Annotated in this window: 18 protein-coding genes and 2 pseudogenes; 4 read left to right on the top strand and 16 right to left on the bottom strand. The window is 63.1% G+C overall.

The genetic code is table 11. The features are described 5' to 3' along the window. Position 1: 1 nt before the first annotated feature. Together AC1RQ5_RS28620 and AC1RQ5_RS28615 are read right to left on the bottom strand one after the other, a co-directional pair. The gene (locus AC1RQ5_RS28620) at positions 2 to 1,360 is read right to left on the bottom strand and encodes a lipopolysaccharide biosynthesis protein (RefSeq protein ID WP_493204053.1); all 1,359 of its coding nucleotides are present in this window, start codon (positions 1,358 to 1,360) and stop codon (positions 2 to 4) included. A gap of 105 nt (positions 1,361 to 1,465) precedes the next feature. Beyond that, the gene (locus AC1RQ5_RS28615) at positions 1,466 to 2,413 is read right to left on the bottom strand and encodes a WecB/TagA/CpsF family glycosyltransferase (RefSeq protein ID WP_493204051.1); all 948 of its coding nucleotides are present in this window, start codon (positions 2,411 to 2,413) and stop codon (positions 1,466 to 1,468) included. Between the two features lie 233 nt (positions 2,414 to 2,646). On the opposite strand from AC1RQ5_RS28615, the gene AC1RQ5_RS28610 reads away from it, so the two are divergent. The 3 genes from AC1RQ5_RS28610 to AC1RQ5_RS28600 are packed head-to-tail and all read left to right on the top strand — an operon-like array spanning position 2,647 to position 7,362. Further along, on the top strand, positions 2,647 to 4,725 hold the full coding sequence (locus AC1RQ5_RS28610; protein ID WP_493204049.1) for a GumC family protein: 2,079 nt from the start codon (positions 2,647 to 2,649) through the stop codon (positions 4,723 to 4,725). Beyond that, positions 4,722 to 6,053, top strand: coding sequence for a VpsF family polysaccharide biosynthesis protein (locus AC1RQ5_RS28605; RefSeq protein WP_493204047.1), 1,332 nt, complete (start codon positions 4,722 to 4,724; stop codon positions 6,051 to 6,053). Before AC1RQ5_RS28610 ends, AC1RQ5_RS28605 begins: the two co-directional genes overlap by 4 nt. 7 nt (positions 6,054 to 6,060) lie before the next feature. Then, positions 6,061 to 7,362, top strand: coding sequence for a glycoside hydrolase family 5 protein (locus AC1RQ5_RS28600; protein WP_493204045.1), 1,302 nt, complete (start codon positions 6,061 to 6,063; stop codon positions 7,360 to 7,362). A 260-nt stretch (positions 7,363 to 7,622) separates the two neighbouring features. Here AC1RQ5_RS28600 and AC1RQ5_RS28595 read toward each other — a convergent pair whose 3' ends face one another. The 8 genes and pseudogenes from AC1RQ5_RS28595 to AC1RQ5_RS28560 all read right to left on the bottom strand — a co-directional run bounded on the left by AC1RQ5_RS28595 (position 7,623) and on the right by AC1RQ5_RS28560 (position 15,527). Continuing rightward, entirely contained in the window at positions 7,623 to 7,745 is a 123-nt protein-coding gene (locus tag AC1RQ5_RS28595) for a hypothetical protein (protein ID WP_398482107.1), read from the bottom strand. Between the two features lie 263 nt (positions 7,746 to 8,008). After that, on the bottom strand, positions 8,009 to 8,752 hold the full coding sequence (locus tag AC1RQ5_RS28590) for a branched-chain amino acid ABC transporter ATP-binding protein (protein ID WP_493204043.1): 744 nt from the start codon (positions 8,750 to 8,752) through the stop codon (positions 8,009 to 8,011). Then, positions 8,703 to 9,437 (bottom strand): ABC transporter ATP-binding protein, encoded by a 735-nt coding sequence (locus tag AC1RQ5_RS28585; RefSeq protein ID WP_493204041.1) that lies wholly within the window; start codon positions 9,435 to 9,437, stop codon positions 8,703 to 8,705. Before AC1RQ5_RS28585 ends, AC1RQ5_RS28590 begins: the two co-directional genes overlap by 50 nt. A 2-nt stretch (positions 9,438 to 9,439) precedes the next feature. After that, on the bottom strand, positions 9,440 to 10,474 hold the full coding sequence (locus AC1RQ5_RS28580; protein WP_398482115.1) for a branched-chain amino acid ABC transporter permease: 1,035 nt from the start codon (positions 10,472 to 10,474) through the stop codon (positions 9,440 to 9,442). Positions 10,475 to 10,484: 10 nt separating this feature from the next. Continuing rightward, positions 10,485 to 11,706 (bottom strand): annotated as a pseudogene (locus AC1RQ5_RS28575) (substrate-binding protein). A gap of 3 nt (positions 11,707 to 11,709) precedes the next feature. Continuing rightward, on the bottom strand, positions 11,710 to 12,567 hold the full coding sequence (locus AC1RQ5_RS28570; RefSeq protein WP_398482119.1) for a branched-chain amino acid ABC transporter permease: 858 nt from the start codon (positions 12,565 to 12,567) through the stop codon (positions 11,710 to 11,712). A 36-nt stretch (positions 12,568 to 12,603) separates the two neighbouring features. Beyond that, positions 12,604 to 14,118, bottom strand: coding sequence for an amidase (locus AC1RQ5_RS28565; RefSeq protein WP_493204038.1), 1,515 nt, complete (start codon positions 14,116 to 14,118; stop codon positions 12,604 to 12,606). A gap of 236 nt (positions 14,119 to 14,354) precedes the next feature. Then, positions 14,355 to 15,527, bottom strand: a complete 1,173-nt coding sequence (locus tag AC1RQ5_RS28560) for a substrate-binding domain-containing protein (RefSeq protein WP_493204036.1) — start codon at positions 15,525 to 15,527, stop codon at positions 14,355 to 14,357. Positions 15,528 to 15,696: 169 nt separating this feature from the next. On the opposite strand from AC1RQ5_RS28560, the gene AC1RQ5_RS28555 reads away from it, so the two are divergent. Continuing rightward, positions 15,697 to 16,134 carry a MarR family winged helix-turn-helix transcriptional regulator gene (locus AC1RQ5_RS28555; protein WP_398482125.1) on the top strand — a complete coding sequence of 146 codons (438 nt, stop codon included), beginning with the start codon at positions 15,697 to 15,699 and terminating at the stop codon, positions 16,132 to 16,134. Positions 16,135 to 16,233: 99 nt separating this feature from the next. On the opposite strand, the gene AC1RQ5_RS28550 is transcribed toward AC1RQ5_RS28555, so the two are convergent. The 6 genes and pseudogenes from AC1RQ5_RS28550 to AC1RQ5_RS28525 all read right to left on the bottom strand — a co-directional run bounded on the left by AC1RQ5_RS28550 (position 16,234) and on the right by AC1RQ5_RS28525 (position 23,833). Continuing rightward, a complete protein-coding gene (locus AC1RQ5_RS28550) occupies positions 16,234 to 17,223 on the bottom strand; it encodes an acetamidase/formamidase family protein (RefSeq protein WP_398482127.1) in 990 nt (329 codons plus the stop codon). Positions 17,224 to 17,256: 33 nt separating this feature from the next. Continuing rightward, entirely contained in the window at positions 17,257 to 18,012 is a 756-nt protein-coding gene (locus tag AC1RQ5_RS28545) for an SDR family NAD(P)-dependent oxidoreductase (RefSeq protein ID WP_493204034.1), read from the bottom strand. Positions 18,013 to 18,110: 98 nt separating this feature from the next. Continuing rightward, positions 18,111 to 18,497 carry a RidA family protein gene (locus tag AC1RQ5_RS28540; RefSeq protein ID WP_493204032.1) on the bottom strand — a complete coding sequence of 129 codons (387 nt, stop codon included), beginning with the start codon at positions 18,495 to 18,497 and terminating at the stop codon, positions 18,111 to 18,113. 22 nt (positions 18,498 to 18,519) lie between these two features. Beyond that, positions 18,520 to 20,577 (bottom strand): annotated as a pseudogene (locus AC1RQ5_RS28535) (acetamidase/formamidase family protein); the annotation flags it as partial. 364 nt (positions 20,578 to 20,941) lie between these two features. Beyond that, the gene (locus AC1RQ5_RS28530; protein ID WP_493204031.1) at positions 20,942 to 22,183 is read right to left on the bottom strand and encodes an acetamidase/formamidase family protein; all 1,242 of its coding nucleotides are present in this window, start codon (positions 22,181 to 22,183) and stop codon (positions 20,942 to 20,944) included. A gap of 39 nt (positions 22,184 to 22,222) precedes the next feature. Then, positions 22,223 to 23,833, bottom strand: coding sequence for an amino acid ABC transporter permease/ATP-binding protein (locus AC1RQ5_RS28525; RefSeq protein WP_493204029.1), 1,611 nt, complete (start codon positions 23,831 to 23,833; stop codon positions 22,223 to 22,225). Between the last annotated feature and the right edge of the window lie 3 nt (positions 23,834 to 23,836).

Raw genomic sequence — 23,836 nt, 5'->3', positions numbered from 1 at the left:
ATCAGGACGCGCGCGAGGCAGCGTCGCGCAGTGCCGCCGGCGGTTTGCGGAACAGGAACAGCACCGACGGATCAAGGCCAAGCCAGCGCCGACACAGCACATTGAGCACGATGGTCACGATGGCGAGGCTGGTGGAGGCGGCGAGCGCTGCACCCCACAGCCCGAACAGCGGGATGAAGATCGCAAAGCCGATGAAGCGCAGCAGGATATTGGAGGCGACGATGAACGGGTAACGCCGCTCCTGGCCTGCGATCTGCAGCACCGATGGCGCGGGGCCGCCGGCTGCATAGAAGGCGGTGCCGAGCGCCAGCGTGATCAGCGTCCATTTCTGGGCAACGAAATCAGGCCCGAACAGCGCGAGGATATAGTCGGCCCCGAGCAGCAGCAGCGCGATGCCGACGGCGATGCAGAGCAGCATCATCTCGGCCATCAGCTTCAGCGTCTTGTTCAGCTCATCGGTCTTGCCGGCGAAATACAGCGCGGGAATGCGGCGCGTGGAGATGTTGTGCAGGGCGCCAAGCGGCACTGCGAACATGTTGGCGACGCGCGAGGCGACGAAGTAAGCGCCGGCGGAGACGGGATCGAGGAACCAGTAGACGATCACCACGTCGAAGAACTGGTTGATGGTCTCCAGGATCGACGACGCCCAGAAACCGGACGACGCCTTGATCCAGTGCGGAAAGTGCCAATGCGGACGGGCGCGCAGCACATCGCGCGGCAGCCGGCGCAGGATTGCCGTGACCTGGATGCCGAGCGCCAATGCGACGCCCACCGAGCACAGCAGGAAGAACTGATGGATCTCGATGATGGTGCTGCTGACGATCAGCGCAATCATCACCCCGACCACGATGCTGCGCCAGAAGAAATCGCGCATGCCTTCGGCCAGCAACACGCTGATGGTGGAGCGGCCGATATGGCTGGACAGCGAGATCGACGAACAGGCGATCAGGAACAGGCCGGTGGCGATCATCAGACGCGGCGTCTCGCCGAGCAGGAACACGCCGACGCTGCCAATGATGGCAGCGAGCAACAGCGGCACCAGAGCGACGATGCCGACAGAGAACAGCAGCGCGCCCTTGGCAAGCTCCGGCTGTTTGGACACGGCATATTCGTTGAGCGAGCGCAGGATGAACATCTCCTGCCCGAGCATCGCCATGACGCTGCCCATCTGGCAGACGCACAGCCACATCGCGAGATGGCCGAAGTCCTCCGGCGAGAGGATCCGCGCCGCCAGCGAATACATGGCGAAGGAGACGATGGCGCCGCCGAATTGCAGGCCGATCGTCAGCACCACCCCCTGATTGAGATGGCGATCGACGAGCGAGCCGAGCAGGCTTCTGGCTTTGTGAATGGCGGACAATATCATTTTCGCGGCAATGTCGGAGCGACTGGAATCCGGGCCTGACTAGCACGCCGCGCCCGGCCTTTCATCGATCACCTGCACGCATCCGGCGTGCGGGCGGATTTATTTGTTCAAGCCCTGCTTCTTCAGCAGCAGATAGAAGGCGAGCGGATTGGTCTTCAGATAGCGCCAGCCGAGCCGGCGCGGCTCCAGCAGCATGCGCCAGAGCCATTCCAGGCCAACCGCCTGCATCCATGCGGGCGCCCGCCTCTTCAAGCCCGCAACGAAATCGAACAACCCGCCCGATGTCTTGATGACACCGACCGCGGTGAGGCGATGGCGATGGCGGACGATGAAGCGCTGCTCGCGCGGCACGCCCATGGAGATCCACAGAATGTCGGGCTGCGCCGCGCAAATCTCGGCGCAGACCGCGATCTCCTCGGCCTCGTCGCGGAAGAAACCATGACGATGCCCGGCCATCCTGATGCCGGGATACTTCGCCTTCACGGCAGCCACGGCAGCAGCATTGGCGGCTTCGGTGGCGCCCAGCATATACATGCTGGCGCCGCGTGCGGTGGCTTCCGCTGCCACATCATAGAACAGATCGGAGGTGGCGACGCGCTCCGGCAATCCCTGCGGGTCGTGCAGCTTCGAGGCGAACACATGCGCCATGCCGTCGGCATGGATGGCATCGGCCTGCATGAACAGATCGCGCTCGGTGCTGTCCACCGCGCAGCGATAGGTCACTTCGCCATTGGTCGAGGTGAGATAGGCGGGAAAGCGCCACAGCGCGCTGCGCCGTAGCGCTTCGTCGACCATCACGCGTGCCGTCTCTTTGCTGTCGGCAGCCACGACCGGCAATCCGCCAAGCGACAGGCGACGCCAGCGATGAAACACGCTGCCGCGACGATCCGGCGACAGGCGACGCTCTTCGAGACCGAGCTTCGCGAGATTGGCCTGCGTATCGGTATATGAAGATGTGCGCCGGTCCAGCGCCTCACGGCGTTCGCCCGCTGCATCGGCTGCATCGCGCGCATCTGGTGCAGCGATATCGTGGTGCTGTCCAATCATGCGCGTATCCTTATACGCATATGATTACATGTGTAGTAAAACTGGATCGCACTTTGGCGCAGGCTTAAGCGCTGGTTAACCGCTGTAAAGAAACTCGCAATTGCAGGTGCCGCGTTAACCGATCGTTATGCTTTGATGTTGCGGCATGCGAGTAACCGGCGATTAACCCTACTTATTTACGATGAGGACGATCGGCAAATTCAGCGTAGCTGCCGATCGAGTTGGAGTGAGACATGTCGGTTCAGCGTGCGGAGAGTAGCGGATCAGCCGCGCGCGGCGTCTCCGGCGGCAGCAAAGTCTCCGACGGCATCGACCTCAAGGACGTGGTCGGCATCCTGGGCCGCCGCAAAGGCTGGATCATCGGCACGACCGCCGCATTCTGCGCGCTCGCAGCCACCTATATCCTCATCGCACGCCCCGCTTACACTGCCACCGCGCAGGTCTATGTCGATCCGCGCGACCGACAGACGCCGAAGGAAGAAGCGGCGATGCAGAATTCCGTGCCGGGCGATGGCCTGCTGCTGGTCGAGAGCCAGCTGAAGATCATCACGTCGGGCGAAGTGCTGTCGCGCGTGGTCACGGAGACCAATCTCGCCAAGGATCCGGAATTCAACGGCGCCGGCGGGCTGGGCGCCAACATCAAGGCGCTGTTCGGCATCAGCCCATCGGAAGATCCCGCACAGGTCGCCATGCGCAACCTGCGCCTGAAGACGACGGCCAAGCGCAACGACCGCTCCTTCGTCATCGACATTTCCGTCGCCGCCGATACGGCGGCGCGCGCAGCCATGCTCACCAATGCCGTGGCCAATGCCTATCTCGAAGAGCAGGCCAATGCGAATGCCGGCTTCAATCGCCGCGTCTCCGAGGCAATTACCGCGCAGCTCGAGCGCATGCGCAATGCGGTGAGCCAGTCGGAACAGGCGGTGACGGCTTACAAGTCGGCCAACAACCTGATCGGCGCACGCAACCGCCTGGTGACCGAGCAAGAGCTGGATGAAGCGAATACACAGCTGACCACGGCGCGTGCGCGGCTGACCGACGCGCAGTCGCGTGTCAAACTGATCGAGCAGATCGAAGCCGGCGGCGCCTCGATGGATTCGCTGCCGGAGGCCGTGCAGTCGCAGACCATGGTGCAGCTGCGCACCCAGGCCGCAACCGCCTCGCGCGAGGAAGCGCAGCTGGCGCAGATCAACGGGCCGAGCCATCCGCTGCTGCAGGCGGCGCGCGCGCAGGTGCGTGACGCACAGGCGGCGATCAAGAGCGAAGTGAAGCTGATCGCCCAGGCCGTGCGCAATGCGGCGGCGAGCGAGCGCACCAATCTGCAGAACCTGCAGACACGCTTCGACACGCTGAAGAAGCTGTCGCAGACCAATGAAAAGGCCATCGTGCCGCTGCGCGAGCTGGAGCGGAAAGCGGATTCCGACCGCGCGATCTACGAGACTTTCCTTGCCAAGGCGAAGACCGCCAGCGAACAGCAGGTGATCGACACCACCAATATCCGCCTGATCTCGCGCGCCTCGCTGCCGGATCGCAAGAGCTGGCCGCCGACCGCCATCATCATGGCTGCGGCCCTGTTCGGTGGCCTGTTCCTCGGCATCGTCGCTGCACTCGCACGCGAGAGCCTGGCCGCACGGCCGGCGACATCGCCAGAGCCCGACGCGCCGCCGCAATTGACTCCACCGGCACCGCCGATGGCGCCGCCGCCCGCGCCCGCACCGCTCAAGCCACAGGCGCCATTGGCGCGTGTCACTGCAGAATTGCTGGCTGCACCGAAGGGGCATTCCGTGCTGCTGGTGCGCGCCTCGAATGATCCATCCCTCGGCCTCGTCGCGCTGGAACTGGCGCGCGCGGTGGAGGAAGCCGGCCGCAATGCGCTGATCATCGATGCCGACCTGCAGCGCCATCGCGTCACCTCACGCCTGCGCTTCGACGGCCGCGCGGGCCTGCGCGAATTGATGACGCATGTGGCATCGATGACGGACGCCGCGCACCGGCTCGGCAAGACCAATATCCATATCGTGCCGGCGGGCATTGTCGGCCTGCGCGCGCCGGATGCCCAGATGCGCGAAGCCCTGTCCGCGGCGCTGCGCGATGCGCGCCGGTTCGATCGCGTGATCATCGATGGCGGCGAGCTCGGCACCACGTCATCGGAATACGGCCTCTATGCCATGGTGGATGAAGTCATCCTGCTGGATACCCGCCACGGCACACGATCCGACGACGTGCAGGTGGTGGCCGACCTGCTGCAGCATCGCCGGATCAAGGCGCGGACGGTGCTGGTCGATCCCGCGCCGGATGCCGTCGCCGCATGAGCATGGACGGGCGCATCGCCGGCGATGCGGTTCCGACGTCGCGCGACGCGTCCGCCGGAACGATCCGGCTGTGCCTGCCTTATGCCGGCCCGCGCATCCAGACCATGATGGCGATCTATGCCGTGCTGCTGTTCCTCGTGCCGGGAACCATGCTCGATCTGGTCGGCTATGATTATTCGGCCATCGCGGGATCGCCGGTCACAAAAATCCATCCGGCGACCTATTTCCTGCTGATCATGTCGGCGACCTTCTTGCTGACTTATCCGGCGAAATACGACCTGCTGCGCTACTATCTCGCCACCAAACTCGGCACGATCTATTTCTTCTGCGCGGCGATGTTCGCGGTGACCAATATCGTGCTCGGCGGCCGCAACGGTTTTGGCATGTTCTTCGACACCGACCTGCATCTGTTTCTTGTCGGCATGCTGCTGCCCTTCGTGCCACCGAACCAGATGGACCGGCTCGAACGCTTCATCCACTGGTTCTTTGCCATCAACGCCGGGCTCGGCATTTTCGAGCTGGTGAGCGGGATCAGTGCGTTTCCGCTGATGACCTTCTCGCCCGATGGCATGGAAGTGCTGGAGCCCCGCGCCACCGCATTTCTTGCTCATCCGCTGCACGCGGCCACGGTCACCTGCGCCTATGTCGTTGGCTTGCTGGCCGGCGGCGGCCGACTTCTGCGCGCCAATCTGCGCGTGCCCATGATCGCGCTGCAGACGGTCGCATTGCTGGCCTTCGGCGGACGAACCGCGCTGCTGCTGGCGCTGGTGATCCTTGCCTTCGCGGTGCTGTGGCAGGTGTTGCGCTTCACCGCGGGCAAAAGCCTGTCGCGCACCACAGTGCTGGTCGCACTCGCAGTCGTGCCGATCGGCATCGCGGTGATCGCGACGCTGGCTTCGCTCGGCGCGTTTGATTCATTCCTGGATCGCTTCACCGAGGACGGCGGCAGCGCCCGCAGCCGCGTCTTGATGCTGCCGCTGCTGATGTCGTTCAACTGGGCCGATTTCCTGTGGGGCGCCAGCACCGATTTTGCACGTGCGCAGATTTATTCCTTCGGCCTCGAATGGGGCGTCGAGAATCCGTTTCTGCAGATGAGCGTCTATCAGGGCGTCATCGTCGCCTCGCTGATCATGTCCGGATTCCTGTGCATGCTCTATGACACCTGGAAGCGACTGGACTATCGGGCGATCTATCCGATCGTCATCTATATGATGTTGTGCAACACCTTCGGCTCTTTCGCCGGCCGCTTCATCAATTTCGCCATTTTCATTGTCGTGGTGACGACATTGTTCCGGCGCAAGGATGCCTCGCCGCATCATGTGAGCTGAGGACCCGATGCCGATCGCGCTCGACCATCACCTGCCGCCGCCTGCTATCGTCATGGAGATCAGCGATCGCAAGCTGCGCCCGGCTCAGGGGCAGCGCCTGCCACCGGGCTTCCTCAGCACATCGGGAAGCCAGATCGTCTCCGACACCGGCCGCAAGGTGCGCATCGCCTCGATCGGCTGGAACGGAACGGACGGACGGCCGGGCGCATCACTCTCCGGCCTGTGGCGGGTGAGCTACAAGACCGTGCTCGACTCCATCGTCGATGCCGGCTTCAACACCGTACGCATTCCCTGGACCGATGCCGGCCTCGACGCGCCGCTGAATGGCTATAACGACAAGCTCGGCTGGATCCACACCACGCTGAACCAGGATCTCGTGGCCGATCCCACGCCGGACGCGCAAGGGCGCTATCGTTATGTCACGACGATGCAGCTGTTCGAGAAGGTCGTCACCCATGCCGGCCGCATCGGGCTGAAGGTGATCTTCGATCATCACAACAATGAAGGCAGTGCCGAACAGCAGCCCAATGGTCTGTGGTTCAACCTCGGGCCGGGCACCGAGGGTCTCGTCAAGGGCGAGGTCACGGCAGAGACCTTCAAGCAGAACTGGGTGCGGATGGCGCGCACCTTCGCCGGCAATACGACCGTGATCGGTTTCGATCTGCACAACGAGCCCAATGGCGATGCCGGCAAGATCACCTGGGGCGGCGGCGGGCCGACCGACATCAAGGCGATGTGTGAAAATGTCGGCGCAGCGATCCAGGATGTGAATCCCGACGTGCTGATCATCTGCCCCGGTCCGTTCTTCTATCGGCTGCCGCCGAAGGATTCGGGCATGGATCCGCGATGGGCTGCGCCGGCCGGCAATCTGACGGCGGCGGGCGCCAGTCCCGTCAAGCTGCCGGTGCCGAACAAGCTCGTCTACACCGTGCACGAATATCCCGACGAGATTGCCGACATCACACGTTACGGCCATGCCGAGAACGGACCGGATTATATCGACCGCATGAATCGCACATGGGGATATCTGGTGCGCGACAATATCGCGCCGGTCTGGATCGGCGAGATGGGCACGTCCCTGCGCACGCAGGGCCAGCGCGCCTGGGCGGAGACATTGCTCGACTACATGAATGGTGCCTATGGCAAGCAGGGCGGGCCAACATTCCGCGGCGACAACCAGCCGATCAGCGGCAGCTGGTGGCTGATCGGGCCGTCGGACGATACGCCGTTCGGCCTGCAGAGTGACTGGGGCATCGGGCACATCCGGCCGGAGCAGAAGGCGCTGACCGACCGGATGCTGATGCGTTAGGGTCTCTTTGTCTTGAGACGACCACCACCCTCATGGTGAGGAGGCGCCACTTCGGCGCCGTCTCGAACCATGAGTTGGCCGGGCTCAGAGCCTGCGGCCATCCTTCGAGACGCCGCTGCGCGGCTCCTCAGGATGAGGGACGGAGAACCGAGCTGGGATTACTGTCCCGAGCAAGCCCAGCCAAAAGTGCCCCACCGCTTTATGAGTCAGACTCTCAGGATGAGGGAGAGTTCGTCGCGTCCTCTCAAAGTGAAAACGCTCTAGCGGCGCGGGTTGACGGGCGCCTGCTTTTCCGCACGCGCCATGGCCGGCGCGCTGGTGGTGAGTGCAAACACGGCTACGCCGAGGGCTGCAGCGATATAGGGAAGAACGGTAAGAGCCAAAGTCGCCTCCTGTCGAAATTGATTTTCGATCGTGCGACCACCATCGCCTCCCGCGGCTTCCCCGCGGCCTAACAGGCGTGGTTGCCGACAGGTGAATGGCGGCGATGGTTGAGAGAACGCAAACGCGTGAAATGGCAGAGAATCCGGCCGTATTCGCACAATAACGCGCCAGCATCGCGCCATTGTCGGCACCAAGCGCGAACCATCAATATCGGCTTAACCATGCGCCACGCGAACACCGTCTTGTGCGGCGGCGCGAATCATTAAGGCGCGAGGAACTGGAACAGCCGCGGATCGTCGCGGATCACGGCGGCGTCGCCGACCATGGCGACCGTGCCTCGATCCAGCACATAAGCCTGTTTTGCGACACGTAATGCGAGATCGAGATGCTGCTCCACGATCACGACCGCGATCTCCTTGGCAAGTTCGATCAGCCGCTCGGTGATCTCCTCGATGACGCCGATCCAGACGCCCTCGGTGGGCTCGTCGAGCAGCAGGATCTTCGGGTCCGACAGCATCGCGCGTCCGATCGCGAGCATCTTGCGTTCGCCGCCGGAGAGCGTGCCGGCAAACTGGTCGAGGCGCTGGCCGAGCTTCGGGAAAATCTCCAGCACGCGATTGACCGCCTGGCTGTCGCGATTGGTGAGCGCGCCGACGGCGAGATTGTCGCGCACCGACAGTTTCGCGAAGACGGAGTGCTCCTGCGGCACATAGCCGATGCCACGGCGGATGCGCTGCTCGGTGGGCAAGGTGCCGACATCGCGTCCGTCGAACTGGATGGCGCCACCACGCACCGGCAATTCGCCGACGATGGCCTTCATCAGCGTGGTCTTGCCGGCGCCGTTACGGCCGAGAATGGCGACACCGCCGCGCCACGGCACACTGAGCGTCACGCCGAACAGCACCTGGCTGCGGCCATAGCCGGTATCGAGATTCTGGATGTCGAGAAATTTGTCGTCAGGCACGGCGGAGATAGACCTCCTGAACGCGGGGGCAGGATTGCACATGCTGCACCGATCCCGTCTGCAGGATCTGGCCCTGATCGAGCACCGTCAGCCGGTCGCAGATGTCGCGAATGAAATCGAGGTCGTGTTCGACGATCACGAGGGAACAGCGCGCCTTGATCGGCTGCAGCAATTCGCCGGTGACGCGACGCTCTTCGAGGCTCATGCCGCCGGTGGGTTCATCGAGCAGCAGCAATTTCGGTTCGGGCGCCAGCGCCATGGCGATCTCCAGCCATTGCTGCTGGCCATGCGACAGCGCCGCTGCAGGCTCCTGCGCCAGATCGGCAAGCCGGAATTGCTCGAGCATCGCCATCGCCTTGTCATGCAACACGCCGCGCGTGCGGGACAGAGCCAGTTGCCACAGCGATGTCTGCGCCTGCAGCGCCAGCAGGATGTTGTCGTAGAGCGTCAAGGCCGGCAGCACGCTGGTGATCTGGAATTTGAGGCTCATGCCGGCACGCGCACGCTCGGCGGGCGAGGCCTGCGTGATATCGGTGCCGGCGAAGGTGACGCTGCCCCGGGTCGGCACTTCCGCGCCGGCGATACATTTCATCAGCGTGCTCTTGCCGGAGCCGTTCGGCCCGATCAGGCCGTGAAATTCGTTCTCCGCCACGGAGAGCGCGGCCCCGTTCAGCGCCGTCAGCTTACCGAAAATCTTGATCAGGTCTTTCGCGTCGAGAAGCGCCATGATCACGCCTTCCCCGGCGGGCGGCCGAAGCTGCCGACGCGCTCGCGTTCCGACAGCACGAGGCTGACGAGACCGGCCGGGCGGAACAGGATCACCAGCAGCAGCAGCACGCCGAGAATGATCGGCCAGATGTCCTGATAGCTGTTGGAGAGCCAGAAGCTGATCGCCTCGATGACAATGGTGCCGATGACCGCGCCGATCAGCGTGCCGGAGCCACCGAACAGCACATAGAGCACCACCTGTGTGGAGATCACCACGCCCAGCATGTTGGGCCAGACGAAGCCTTCATGAAAGGCATAGAGGCTGCCGGCGAGGCCGGCGATGGCACCGGCAAGCGAGAAGATGATCGCCTTGAGATGCTGCACCTTGTAGCCGAAGAAAGCGATGCGCTGCTCGTTCTCGCGCAGGCCCGCCAGCGCGAGGCCGAATTGCGAGCGCATCAGGAAGCGGCACAGCAGATAGACGGCAATGAGGAAGCCAAGCGCGACATAGTAATAGGCCATGCCCTCGGTGAGGTCGTAGCTGCCGAGCGTCATCGGCGGGATCGACGGGATGCCGTTCTGGCCGCCGAGATAATACCAGCCGCGCGCCAGGCGATCGCAGGCATAGGAGCCGGTGAGCGTGCCGAGCGCGACGAAGATCACGCTGGCCGGATGCCGCCCGAGCAGCAGGAAGCCGCCGAGCAGCAGCGCAAAGGCGAAGCCGATCAGAATGCCAGCCGGCAGCACCAGCAACATCGAGGTGACGCCGAGATCGCGCGCCAGCAATGCGACGCCATAGCCGGCCGAGCCGAAAAAGGCCGCCTGGCCAAAGCTCATGATGCCGGCATAACCCCAGACGAGATCGAAGGACAATGCAAACAGGCAGAGGATCAGCACACGCGTGGCGAAGACGGTGAGATAGTCCTGCAACAGCCAGGGCAGCACCAGGCAGATCGCAAGCACCGCGATTTCCAGGATCGGCAATACGGCCCATCGCCGCGATGCGCCTTGCAGACGCGTCGCCGGGGGCGCGGACGAATGTGTGATCTCTGTCATCGAACGCGCTTCAACATTCTTTCGGATCGACGAGACCGGCGCTGCGCGCGACGATCTCGTATTTGCCGCCCTTCGCCACCGCCGTGTACATGTTCATCTTGCAATGGCGCTTGCCGGGGACCATCTCGGCCGGCCCGCCCGGCCCTTCGGCGATCTTGGCGTGATCAAGCGCCTTGGCCACGGCATCGCGCTCCACGCTGTTGGCTTCCTTGACCGCGGCCTCCCACAGTTTCAGGCCGCGATAGGTACCCGTTGCGGCGCTGCCGGCGGCGAACAGGAAGTTGCCGGGAAACTGCTTTTCATAGGTCTCCTGCAGCTTGGCGCTGAACGGCTGTTCCGGCGTCAGCGCCTTGAAGTAATCGAGGCAACTTGCCAGCCCCTCGATCTCGGAGGGCTGATTGATGCTCAGCGTGTTCTCGTCGTAATAGACGCAAGCCAGCCGGCCGCCATTCTTGAGGAAGCCTGCTTCCGAGAGCTGCTTGAAGAACGGGCCGACACCGGGCGGGATGACGGTGTTGAACACCACATCGACCTTGTTGGAGATGACGCGATTCACCGTGGATGAGAAATCGATCTGGTCGAGCGGGTAGTATTCCTCGAACACGACCTCGCCGCCATTGGCCTCGATCACCTTGCGCGCATAGACGTTCAGCGTATGCGGCCAGACATAGTTCGCGCTCGGCAGCGCGAAGCGCTTGCCGCCGTTCTTGATCAGCCAGGGGATGAACTCATCGCATTGCTGTGCCGGGGTCGGGCCGGTGCAGAACAGATAGGGCGTGCATTCCTTGCCCTCATAGAGCTGCGGATAGATGTAGAGCGTCTTGCCGCGGGAGACGATGACGTCCTTGATGGCGTTGCGCATGGAGGAGGTGATGCCGCCCAGTACGAGATCGACCTTTTTCGCGCTGGATCAGTTTGCGCACATTGCCGACGGCGACGGATTCGTTCGAGGCGGTGTCCTCGATATAGAGCTCGAGCGGACGGCCGAGCAGGCCACCGGCGTCGTTGATCTGCTTCACCACCATCTTCGCAACATTGGCATCGGCATTGCCGGCATAGCCCATGGGGCCGGTGAGGTCGGTGCCGATGCCGACCTTGATCGGGCCGGCCGCCGCATTGGCCCAATCCGCGGGGATCACCCAGCTGCCGACGCCGGTGGCGATGGCCGTCGAAGCGAAGGCGAAATTGCCGAGGAAGCGGCGGCGTGTGAGATGATGATGATCGCGCGACATGGATTACACCCCTTTTCCCGAAACGAGGCCCTGCGGCCGAAACTTGATGAAGATGATGGCGAGCACGAACACCGCCACGTCGGCGATAACCGGCGAGATGATCCAGGGCAGCGCTGCGCTCAGCGTGCCGATCACGCCGGCGCCGGCGACCGGGCCGGCGAACGAGCCGATGCCGCCGACCATGACGGCGACAAAGCCCTGGATCAGGAAGCGGAGGCCGAGATCGGCGAACAGTGTGAACACCGGGACGATCAATGCGCCGGCGAGCCCCGCCAGCGCCGCACCGAACGCAAAGGTGGCGCCATAGATGGCATTGGTCGAAATGCCGGACGCCCGCGCCAGTGACGGATTTTCGAGCGATGCGCGGATGCGCAGGCCGAAAGCAGTTCTGGCCAGCAGCAGATAGCTGCCCAGCATCACCAGCGCCGTGATGATGATGATGACCAGCCGCCAGGCCGAGAAATGCATATTGCCGATGGTGACCGATCCGCCGATCGGCTCGGGCACCGAGAGATAAAGGCCGCCGATCAGACCGCGCACGACCTCCCGGATGATGAGGCCGAGCGCATAGGTGCCGAGCATCGCCACGATCGGCGCTGCGTAGAAGCGGCGCACGATCAGCCGTTCCAGCACGAAGCCGAGCGCACCGACCGCAAAGGGCGCGGCCAGCATGCCGAGCCAGACCGGCGCGCCGGCGGCGTGGACGATATAGGTGACATAGGCGCCGAGCAAGACGAACTCGCCCTGCGCGAAGTTGAAGATGCCCATCATGCTGGCGATGATGCCGAGACCGAGCACCACCAGCACCACGATCGCTCCGAAACTGGCGATCTCGAAGATCGCCATCACCAGACTATCCATGCGCGATCACCGGCCCCATCTTTCGCACAGTCCCCCTCACATGGTCTTCCAGTCGCCGGCCTGCTCGAAGGCGTGGGCCGCGCGATAGATGGTCATCTCGTCGAAATGCTTGCCGATCAGCATCAGGCCCACCGGCAGCCCATCGACCATGCCGCAGGGCAATGACATCGCGGGATGATGCGAGATGTCGAACGGCGCCGTGTTGGTGATCATCTCGAAGGCGCGTCCAATGATCTCTTCGCGCGGCGCGCCCGGCTCCGGCAGTTTTGTCGCCTTCATCGGCGTGGTCGGCATCAGCAGCAGATCGTATTTGGCCAGCGCGGCATCGTAAGCCGCCGTGACGCGCCGCGAGATGTTGAGCGCCTTGCCATAGAAGCGCGAGCCAAAGGTGTTGTTGATATAGGTGCCGAACAACAGCATCAGCTTTGTCGTCTCTGACAGCGAATCCGCCTGCCCGCGCCAGCCGCGATGGGCGTCCATCAGCGAGGTCGCATAGAGATCGGAACGGCTGAGGCCATAGCCGTCGCCATACATCATGGTCTGCGTCATGCCCTCGGTGCCGATCGGCATCCACACCGCAGCCGCCGCGAGATGCATGGGGATCGAGATCTCCTCGACCTCGGCGCCGAGACTGGCGAGACGTTTCGCAGCCTCGCGGACGCTCTCGTTCACCGCGGTCTCCGCGCCGGCCTGCTCGAAACCTTCCTTGACGATGGCGATCTTCATGCCGCGCACGCCGCCGCCCAGCGCCTTGGTGTAGTCCTGCACGACAGGGGCCTTGATGCGCGGATCGTACCCATCGTCGCCCGCGAGGACTTCCAGCAGCAGCGCATTGTCGGCGACATTCGCCGTCATCGGCCCGGTGTGATCGACACAGATCTCGATGGGCATGATGCCGGTATAGGGCACAAGACCCCAGGTCGGCTTCATGCCATAGGTGCCGCTAAAGGACGACGGCATGCGGATCGAGCCGCCCTGGTCGCCACCGATCGCCATGTCGGCTTCGCCCAATGCCACGACAACCGCGCTGCCTGAGGACGAACCACCGGCCGAATAGCCCATCTTGTGCGGATTATGGACGGGCCCGGTCGAATTGGTGTGGCTGCCGCCGGACATGCAAAAATGCTCGCAATGCACCTTGCCCAGGATGTCCGCGCCGGCATCGAGCATGCGGGTGACGATGGTGGCGTCGAAATCCGGCACATAGCCTTCCAGCGTGGACGAGCCGTTCATCATCGGCACGCCGGCCAGCATGATGTTGTCCTTGAGCGCGACCGTCTTGCCCTTCAGCTTGCCGCTCGCCGCGCCCTTCACCAGCGATTTGCGGTACCAGGCATTGCGCTTGTTCTCTTCCGGCGCCGGCTGATAGCCCGGCGTGCGCGGATATTTCACCTCGGGCACTTCGTCCGGCATGGCGGCGACGACATTGTAGGCCTCCACCGACGGCAGCATCAGCGCGCGGAACGAGGTGACGTCATCATCGGACAGCGCGAGCCCGCACTGATCGGCGACGGCGAGAATCTGATCGGGGGTGGGAAGTGCAACGGCCACGACGAGGTCTCCTGATATCAACGATGTCCGGCGATGCGACCGCAGGACGCGGCCGCATCGAAGGGAACGACGACAATGTCGCTCCACGCGCATCATAGGAAACGGAAATATTTTCTTTTTCAAGTATTATTTTTGTCGTCGTCATTGCGAGCGTAGCGAAGCAATCCAGGAGCCGCACGACGGAAGAACTGGATTGCTTCGTCGCAAGGGCTCCTCGCAATGACGTGGAAGCGCCGTCAGAACGTCTCGATCAGCTTGAAATCCAGACCGTCGGCTTCGGCCAGATAGATCGGCATTTTGGCACGGCCCGCCGTCATCACGATCTCGCCCCGCGCGCCGTGATAGCGGCTGCGCGACGCGGCCTGCAGCAGCGGCCTGACGCCGACGCTGCCGGCTTTCGATGCCACCGCCTCGAGAAAGCGCAGCCCCTCATAATTCGACTGCGCGACCGATCCCGGCGGCGGCGAACATCGCCCGAACATCGCTTCATACTGCCCGCGAAAGGCATCATTTGCCGCCGAACCGCGGTCGATGAAATAGCCCGACGAGCAATAGAGATTCTCGGAATTGCTGGCGCCGATGCCCAGCAGCAGCGTCTCGTCCATGGCACCGGCCAGACGCAACATCTTTGACGCGAGACCATGCTCGGCAAAGGCGCGATTGAAGACGATACTGTCGGTGCCGATGAGTGAAATCGCCACCACATCCGGCTTGGCAGCCCGGATGCGATCGATGGCGGCGGAGTGGTCATGCTCGCCCATGGCCACGAACTCCTCGCCGACCACCTGCCCGCCGGCCTCGGCGATGTATTTCTTGGTGGCCTTGTGAGCGAGCCAGGGCCAGACATAGTCGCTGCCGATCAGATACCAGCGCTTCGCCTTCTTGCGCTCGGCGAGCCACCGGATCGCCGGCCGGGACTGATCGCGCGGCGTTTCGCCGATGGCCATCACACCCGGCGTGCGCTCGCCGCCTTCATAGACGGGCGTGTAGATATAGGGCACGCGACCACCGATCGCCTTGCGCAAAGCCACGCGGACGGCGCTGATATGCGAGCCCATGATGATATCGGCTTCACCCTGCGCGATGATCTCGCGCGCCGTTTGCGCGATGTCGTCGATGTCGCCGCCGGCGTCGTAGAACACGGGTTCGATCTCGCGCCCCAGAACCCCGCCACGGCGATTGATCTCGGAGGCAGCCAGCATCATGCTGTTGGTGCCGGCAAGGCCCCAGATGCCGGCGGGGCCGGTCAATCCGATGAAATTGACGACCCGCAATTTGCGCGAATCGCGCCGCCGCAACGAGCCATCCGCACGATCATACAGACCGTCGCTGCCGCCGCCTCCCATGCCCCTGAACAGCCACGCGGGCGGAGGAGCGCCTGTCAATCCGGTCTGCACAGATGAGAGCATGCGGCTCCCCTTTCGGCATGATCAGTTTTTATCGTTGTCGGCGTCGAAAGCGGTAAAATGGCACAAGGAAAATATGTTATCGGAAAATATTGAAACTTCAACGATTCCCATGCATAGAGTTCGGGCAGCAAAGCTTAAACTTCAACCCGTTCCAGCAAAGCACAGACCAGTGGCCAGGTCGCCATCGACACCCATCACCGACCATCTCGCTTATCTGCTTGCGCAGGCCAATCGCGAGATCAATCGTCAGCTCGACGCGCGCTTCAAGAAAGAAGGCGTGCCGGTGGAGCAATGGCGCATCCTCAAGATCCTGTCGGATGGCCAGGGCCATTCGATGGGCGATCTCGCCGAAGCCGTTTTACTCAACCATCCAACCTTGACCAAGATGGTGGACCGGATGGTGTCCGATGCGCTCGTCTATCGCGTGCAGGACCCTGATGATCGCCGCAAGGTGCTGATGTTCATCTCCGATCGCGGCAAGGTGCTGACCCAGCGCCTCAATTCGCTGGCGCTGAGCCAGGAAGCCCATATTGCCGAGAACTACGGCAACAAGGCCACGGCCGACCTGAAGCGTCTGCTCGAGAGCCTGATCGAAAAGGCGAACTGAGTATCCTCGTCATTGCGAGCGCCAGCGAAGCAATCCAGAGTCGAGTGAAGAAAGGGCCGGATTGCTTCGTCGCTACGCTCCTCGCAATGACGAAAAGCATTATCCCAGATACGTCTTCAGGATCGACGCGCCCAGCGTATATTTGGGATCGACCATGTTGCCTAGGCGGACGCGGCCGCATTGGGTCAGCAGCATGTAGGCTTCGGTCTCGTCAAAGCCGTAATCGGCCGCCATCCAGCGGATCAGTTCACGATAGGCGATCCGGGACGCGTCCTCCATCGGCCGCGCCGAGCCGATGGTCATGATGAACTTGTCCGTCTCCAGCCGCGGCCATTTGAACTTCCAGTTCTTGATCAGATCGACCTGCACCGTGGTCACGGTGGGATGTTCGAGCGCGACACCGCAGAGCTCGCCGTCGCCCTGGCAGGCGTGACAGTCGCCGAGATACAGCAGCCCGCCCGGCGTATTCACCGGCAGATAGATCACCGCGCCGACGCCGACATCCGGCAGATCCATGTTGCCGCCGTAGTAATCCGGCTGCAGCGAGGAGATCGCCTCGATCTCCGGCGACACCCCGATGGTGCCGATGAACGGTTCATAGGGCAGCGTGATCTTGTCGCTCCACTTGACGCCGCCCTCGACGGTGACTTCGAGCTTCTTCACCTTTTCCGGCAGCGGCGGATTGAGCAGTGCGGTATCGCCGGTGGCGACCAGGCCGCCGAATTCGGTGATCAGGCAGGTGGTGCCGACCGGCTGCGGACCACGCGGCACGATGGACTTGATATAGACCGCAAGCACATCGCCCTTCTCCGCGCCATTGACATAGACTGGGCCATTCTGCGGATTGAGATAGGGGAAATTCAGGATCTCGCTCGGCTTGTCGGTCTCGTGCTTGATCTTGCCCTCGAAGGCATCATGCGTCTCGGCCGAGATCACGGCACCGGGATCGACGGTCAGCACCGGTTCGACGAACGGGCCATAGACATAGTGATACTTGCCCTGACTTTCCTCGGTGATCGCATAGGATTGCCCGGGCTTGCCCTTGGCGACGCCGCGGCGGGTCATGATGGAATTTTCGAGCCATGACATGTCGATTCTCCCTCTGAATGCGTGCGCAATCGGTCAGACAGCTTTCGTCAATGCACCATCAATGATCAGATTGGTGCCCGAGATACGACTGGCAACGGGACTCGCAACGAAGACAACGCCGGCGGCTACTTCCTGTGCGGTCCCCATCTTGGCAGTCGGGTTCAGACCCATCGCCATCTTGAACAGGTCCGGGTTTCCGTTCTCGATATTGTGCCAGATGCCGCCTTCGAAATAAGTATTTCCTGGCGACACCGCATTCACACGGATGCCTTTGGTGGCGAGTTGCGTGCTGAGCCCCTTGGCGTAGTGGATCAGCGCTGCCTTGATCGCACCGTAGGAACCGGCGGCGAAATCGACCTCGAAGCCGGACACGCTGGAGACGATGACGATCGACGCAGCCCCGGATTTCTCCAGATACGGCATTGCCGCCGCGACTGAATTCACCGTGTGCATCATATCGACGCGAAACGATTTATCCCATGTCTCCGGCGTATCGCCGACGGCGAGCGCACTGACATTGCAGACGAGAATATCGACACCGCCGAGCGCGGCGGCGGCGTCATCGACCCACGCCTTCAACGCGGCGGGATCGCCGACATCGACTGCGCTGCCCTGTGCCTTGACACCCTTGGCCGTCAGTCTGTCAGTTGCCTTGCCCACATCCTCTGCATTGCGCGCGCAGATCGCGACATTGGCGCCTTCGTCAGCGAACAGTTCGGCGATCGCGAGCCCGATGCCCTTGCTGCCGCCGGTGACCAATGCATTGATGCCCTTCAGTCCAAGATCCATGCTCAGCTTCCTTCTGTTGAGTCAGTGGAAGCGACTTGCATCCAAGCCGCAATGTCATCCCGATACCTAGCAAGCTTCGTTCCAGCACGTGCCTGTCGCTATGCAGGCCGCCGGCAAACCAGATCAATCTCGATCAAAGCATCATAGGCAAGACCGGTGACACCGACGCAAGTGCGCGCCGGCAGGCGGTCCTGCGGAAAATAGCTGCGATAGGTTTCGTTCATTGTCGCATAGTCGTCCTTGAAGCGCGTCAGATAGATGCGCGACATTACGACATGCTCGAGACCGAGACCCACGCCTGCCAGCACGACGCGCAGGTTTTCCATCACCGCGCGGGTCTGCGCCTCGATCCCCTCGGGCAATACGCCCGGCGCCGCCGGCGTGTCAGGCATCTGGCCGGTCACGAACACGAAGCCGTCGGTCTCGACGGCGTGGCTGAACGGCGCGACAGGTCGCGGGCCGCCGGATATCATGTGAAACAGCAATGACGTCTCCTCGCTTGCTTTTTTAGTTTGCCGGCGCGTGATCGAAGACGCGCTTGCTGAGAATGGCATGGACGCCCCAATTGCCGTCCACCACCTGCGTCACGCCAAAATCCACCGCGACCGACATCAGCGCGATCGCCTCGTCCTCACTGAGGCCTTTGACGCTCATCAGGAAGCGTCGCATCTTGCGGAATGCATCCTTCATCGCGAGATCGAGCGACGAGGTGGCGTAGACCTCGCTCTGTCCCTTGGCGCCGAATTCGGCGAGATAGTTCGGGTGGCTGAAGCCCATCAACACCCAGTCGCTCGTCGTCTCGATGAGTGGGTAGCTGAGATCGGCGAAAGGCTGGTTCGTGAGGTCGCTCTTCTTGTGCAGGATCACCTGGAAGGTGCCGGTCATCGAACATTCGATGGCGGTACCTCCGAGTTCACCGTCGCCCTGCGCCGCGTGGGGATCGCCCACCGACAGCAAGGCGCCGGGCACCGAGACCGGAAGATAGATCGTCGATCCCTTGCCGAGCCGCCAATTGTCGAGATTGCCGCCGAAATAGGACGGCGGCACGGAATCCACGAGATCGACCTCGCGCGGCGCCAGTGCGATGACGCCGAAATGCGGACGCAATGGAATGCGGATACCGTCAAGCACGTCATGCCGGCGCCGGACCGATGATGGCGGGATCGGAATGCCCGGATAGTCATAGGTGGTGTGCAGCGTGCCAAAAGGATCGGTCTGCGGCTGCCAGCGATAGGAATACAGGGCGCGCGCATATGGCTCGGCGTCGTCATCGACGATCTCGTAGATGGTCACCGCCTCATGCGTGTTCTGCTCTGCCAGAAACTCCTTGTAGTGATAGCCCCACCACGCCGCGACGCTGCTGCCAAATACGCGACCGGCAAAGTCCGGATTGCGACTGGCGCGCGGCACGATGTCGAGAATGCGGATTTCCAGCACGTCGCCGGGCTCGGCATCCTTCACCGCCACCGGCCCGGTGCAGATATGGACGCCGAAACCTTCGCCGGCGCCGCGCCCATAGATCGAGGCATCGAGCGGACCGGCGCCGCGCCGATCGACATTCTTCTGATCGCGCGTCCAGTGAAACACGCTTTCCGCTCCCGCATCGCCCTTGATCATGCGCTCGGGATCGTCGGAGGCGTGTTGCGTCAGCGTCTCGATGGTGATGGTGTCGCCGGAGCCGATCTCGATCTGCGGCGGCAGCGAGCGACTGAAATAGCCCCAATGCACCCCCGATGCATGCGCGGCAAGATAATGGTGGCGCGGCGTATCTGCGATCGGCGGATCGCCCGGATCCAGATGCGCAGCGATCTTTGGCGTGACGAACGTATTCTGGCTGCGAAGCTGGGCCAGCGCCTGCTGGGGCCAGCCGCGCTGCCCGGCGGCTGCCGCCGATGCCGTCTGCCGTTCCGTCTCGGCCTGACGGAATTCACGCGGCGACACGCCGAAACGCTGGCGGAACGTGCGGCTGAAATGCGCGGAGTCGTTGAACCCGACACGAAATGCGATCTCGGAAATCGAGTGATGCGCTTCGGCAGGATTCGACAGATCCGACCAGGCGCGCTGCAGGCGCCGCTCGCGCAGATAGTTTGTGAAGCTGCTACCGGTGCCTTCGAACAGTTTTTGCAGGTATCGCTCCGAAATCCCTTCGGCTGCCGCAATCTTGGCAGGCGTCAGTTCAGGATCGTCCAGCCTGCGCTCGGCAGCCTGACACAGGCGATGCAGCGTGGCCGCCTTGTTGGCCGTACCGCCACCGACATCGCCGATCATATCGGCGTGTTGGTGCATCAAGGTCGGCAGGAGATCGGCAAGGCTTTGCGCCAGCGCGTTCCACTCGACATCGGACAATGCTTCGAGATCGCGCGCTGCAAGTTCCATCATCTGTGCGAAGACATGGCCAAAACCCGCAGGCGAAAGCACGCGGACCTCGCCGCCCGACGACGTCCCCCGGCGGCCATGGGTCGGCTCGGATGTCACCGCCAGCACCACCGCACGCATCTCGCGCTGGAACGAGATGCTCCAGCCGCCTGCACGCGGTAGCAGAATGAGATGACCGGCAGCGACGATCTGATGGCCGGCCGCAGTCTTCAGCACCACATTGTCGTCGACGGGAAGCAGTACCAGCAGATGATCCGACGCATGATCGGTGGCCGCCGACACCGCCTGTGGCCCTGCCGAAAGTTTCGCAAGCGTGACGCCCTGACAATTGCGACGCACCGCGGTGGCGTGGCTGGCATGAGTGGTTGTGGCCGCCGTCGGCTGCAAGCCGATGGACGCGAGTACGTCGCGCCACGCCTCCGGGCGCTCGCCTTCGGAATAAGACTCACTCGTATATGGACGCAGGGTCATGCTTCGACCTTCATAGCCGAAGCGAAGCAACCTCCGTGCCATCCCGAAGGATGACACCCCCTGCCCCGCGAATGCCGCGTGATCAGTCACACCGGAACACGTTCTTGCGGATGGTGCCATGGACGCCCCAATTGGCGTCCACCACCTGGGTGACGCCAAAATCCGCGCCCACCGACATCAGCGAAATTGCCTCGTCCTCGCTGAGCTTGTGGACCGTCATCAGGAAACGGCGCATCTTGCGAAAGGCGTCGCGCATGGCGCGGTCGAGGCTGGAATGATTGGCGATCTCGGCCTGCGCATTGGCGCCGAGCTCGGCGAGATAGTTCGGATAGGTAAAGCCATAGACCGACCAGGCATCCGGCGTTTCCAGCATCGGATGTGTCAGCCCCTCCAGCGGGGTGCCCCCGAGATCGCGATGCTTGTGCAGGATGAATTCGAAATCGCCGGTTAGCGAGGTCTCGATCGCGGTGCCGCCGAGTTCGCTATCGCCCTGCGCCGCATGGGGATCGCCGACCGAGAAAAACGCGCCGGGCACCGCCACCGGATAGAACATCTTGGCGCCCTTGCCGACGCGCCAGTCGTCGATATTTCCGCCCGTATAGCTTGGCGGGATCGACGACACGAAATCTTCCTCCGATGGCGCAAGCCCCATGGTTCCGAAATGCAGCCGCGCGGGCACGCGCACATTGGAGAGGATATTCTCGCGCTTGACGATGGTGGCGTGATCGACGCGGACGCCGGGATAGTCGATGGTCGGATGCAGGATGCCGTCGGGATCGGTCTGCGGCGTCCAGACATAGTTGTAGACGGCTTTCGCAAACGGCTCGCCGGACGTATCGAGTTCGAAGATGGTCACCACCTCGCGCGGCTTCGGCTCCTCGATCAGGTCGTGATAGTGAAAGCCCCAATTCGCCGCGACATTGGAGCCGAAACATTTGCCGGCATGGCAGGCCTTGCAGGCCGGTCGCGGGCGAACGTCGAGAATACGCACCTCCAGCACGTCGCCCGGCTCGGCGCCCTCGATCGCCACCGGACCGGTGAGCAGATGCACGCCAACGCCTTCGCCGGATCCACGGATGAACGGGCCTTCGGTCGGGCCCGAGCCTCGCCGCGCCATGGCCTTGTGCTCGCGCGTCCATTTGAACACGCTTTCCGCACCGGGATCGCCCTCGATCATGCGCTCGTAGTCATCATTGGCATGATGGGTCAGCGTTTCGATGGTGGCGCGGTCGCCGGATTTCAGCGTCAGCGCGGGTGCCACGACCTTGCTGAAATAGCCCCAATGCATGGTCTTCGGCGATACCGGCAGGAGATGATGCTTCATGCAAAGGCCCTCACAACGATAGAACGAATGGACTGCGGCTCATGCGACCTCGGCCTCCATGGCATTAAGGAAGCGCTGGGCGATCGGATTGCGCGGATGATTGAGCACCTGATCGGCCGGCCCTTCCTCGATGATCGCGCCGCCCGCCAGCAGCACAACCCGGTCGGCCACCTCGCTGGCGAAGCGCAGCTGATGCGTGGAAATGATCATAGTGAGCCCGTCTTCCACCGCGAGACGGCGAATGACTTCGAGCACTTCATTGACCAGTTCGGGATCCAGTGCCGATGTCGGTTCATCCAGCAGCAACACGCTCGGATTTGGCGCGATCGCACGCGCAATGGCGACGCGCTGTTGCTGCCCGCCGGACAGATGCCGTGGCAACGCATCGGCGCGATGGATGAGGCCAACGCGGGCCAGCAGCTCCGACGCCCGGCGATCCGCGTCGGCGCGCGAGATGCCATGCACCCAGCGTAGCGGACCGGCGATGTTTTCCTTCGCGGTGAGGTGGCCGAACAGATTGAACTGCTGGAACACCATGCCGACGCCGACCTCGGCACGGGCCTGGGCCAGCAGGCGCGGCGACAGCGCCTTGCCGCGCTCGTTGAAGCCGAGCTGGCGGCCGCCCACCTTGATGGCGCCGCCGTTCCACAATTCGAGATTGTTGATGCACCGGAGCAACGTGCTCTTGCCGGAGCCCGACGGCCCGAGCAGCGCGATCACCTCGCCGATCCGCACCGTGAGATCGACACCATCGAGCACGGTCTGGCTGTCGTAGCTCTTGCGCAGGGCCGTGACTTCGACGGCGACATTGTTCCGGGCCAGCATCTCGGCCCGCTTGGCGCGATCGACCCGTTCGAACTGTGCGCGCGCCGGCGGCAGTTCGGCGACACCCGCATCGGGCAGAATGTCAGGCTCCGTAGCCTGGACGGACGTCAACGGATCGTCGGGGCCCGGAGCAAGAGACCACGGCATCATCCGCATCCGCTTGACCTGTTTCGACGTGCGATCGAGATCGAACAGCCATTCGAGAAACAACTGGATGCCGGCGATGGCCGCGGTGAGCACCAGATAGATCAGGCCCGAGGCGAAGAAGATCGAGAAGAAATCGAACGTCGCCGACGCCAGCTGGGTCGAGCGCAATGTCAGTTCCTGCACGGCGATGACGGATGCGAGCGAGGAATTCTTGAGCGCGCTGACGGTCTCGTTGCCGAAAGCGGGGATCATCGAGCGGATCGCCTGTGGCGCGATGATCCGGCGCATCAGCACGCCGGGCGTCATGCCGAGCGCCTGCCCGGCCAGTTTCTGGCCGCGATCGACGCCGAGCACGCCGGAGCGCAGCATTTCGGCGATGAACGGCGCCTCGTTGCACGCGAGCGCCAGACCGGCGGCGAGAATGGCGGGCAGCTTGATGCCGATCTGCGGGAGGGCGTTATAGGCGAACACCATCTGCAGGATCAGCGGCGTTCCGCGGAAGATTACGGTGTAGACCCGGGCAAAGGACGCCAGTGCCCTGAAGCGGCTGAGCTGCATCCATGCCAGGATCACACCGAGGACGAGACCACCGAGCAGACCGAGGGCGGTGACCTGCAAGGTCGCCACGATGCCCTCGATCATATACGGCATGGTCAGATAGTGGAGGAACAGCTCCATGGA

It is taken from the genome of Tardiphaga sp. GW821-FHT12E02, from assembly GCF_058807155.1.
The sequence above is the reverse complement of the archived record's forward strand: the minus strand, read 5'-3'. Positions and strand labels throughout refer to the sequence as shown.

What these genes read in the sequence shown, in the direction of transcription:
- AC1RQ5_RS28580 (WP_398482115.1), bottom strand. Translation starts at nt 10,474, where the DNA reads ATGACAGAGATCACACATTCGTCCGCGCCCCCGGCGACGCGTCTGCAA.
- AC1RQ5_RS28590 (WP_493204043.1), bottom strand. Translation starts at nt 8,752, where the DNA reads ATGTGCAATCCTGCCCCCGCGTTCAGGAGGTCTATCTCCGCCGTGCCT.
- AC1RQ5_RS28550 (WP_398482127.1), bottom strand. Translation starts at nt 17,223, where the DNA reads ATGTCATGGCTCGAAAATTCCATCATGACCCGCCGCGGCGTCGCCAAG.
- AC1RQ5_RS28585 (WP_493204041.1), bottom strand. Translation starts at nt 9,437, where the DNA reads ATGGCGCTTCTCGACGCGAAAGACCTGATCAAGATTTTCGGTAAGCTG.
- AC1RQ5_RS28600 (WP_493204045.1), top strand. Translation starts at nt 6,061, where the DNA reads ATGCCGATCGCGCTCGACCATCACCTGCCGCCGCCTGCTATCGTCATG.
- AC1RQ5_RS28610 (WP_493204049.1), top strand. Translation starts at nt 2,647, where the DNA reads ATGTCGGTTCAGCGTGCGGAGAGTAGCGGATCAGCCGCGCGCGGCGTC.
- AC1RQ5_RS28615 (WP_493204051.1), bottom strand. Translation starts at nt 2,413, where the DNA reads ATGATTGGACAGCACCACGATATCGCTGCACCAGATGCGCGCGATGCA.
- AC1RQ5_RS28525 (WP_493204029.1), bottom strand. Translation starts at nt 23,833, where the DNA reads ATGGAGCTGTTCCTCCACTATCTGACCATGCCGTATATGATCGAGGGC.
- AC1RQ5_RS28560 (WP_493204036.1), bottom strand. Translation starts at nt 15,527, where the DNA reads ATGCTCTCATCTGTGCAGACCGGATTGACAGGCGCTCCTCCGCCCGCG.
- AC1RQ5_RS28545 (WP_493204034.1), bottom strand. Translation starts at nt 18,012, where the DNA reads ATGGATCTTGGACTGAAGGGCATCAATGCATTGGTCACCGGCGGCAGC.
- AC1RQ5_RS28605 (WP_493204047.1), top strand. Translation starts at nt 4,722, where the DNA reads ATGAGCATGGACGGGCGCATCGCCGGCGATGCGGTTCCGACGTCGCGC.
- AC1RQ5_RS28530 (WP_493204031.1), bottom strand. Translation starts at nt 22,183, where the DNA reads ATGAAGCATCATCTCCTGCCGGTATCGCCGAAGACCATGCATTGGGGC.
- AC1RQ5_RS28570 (WP_398482119.1), bottom strand. Translation starts at nt 12,567, where the DNA reads ATGGATAGTCTGGTGATGGCGATCTTCGAGATCGCCAGTTTCGGAGCG.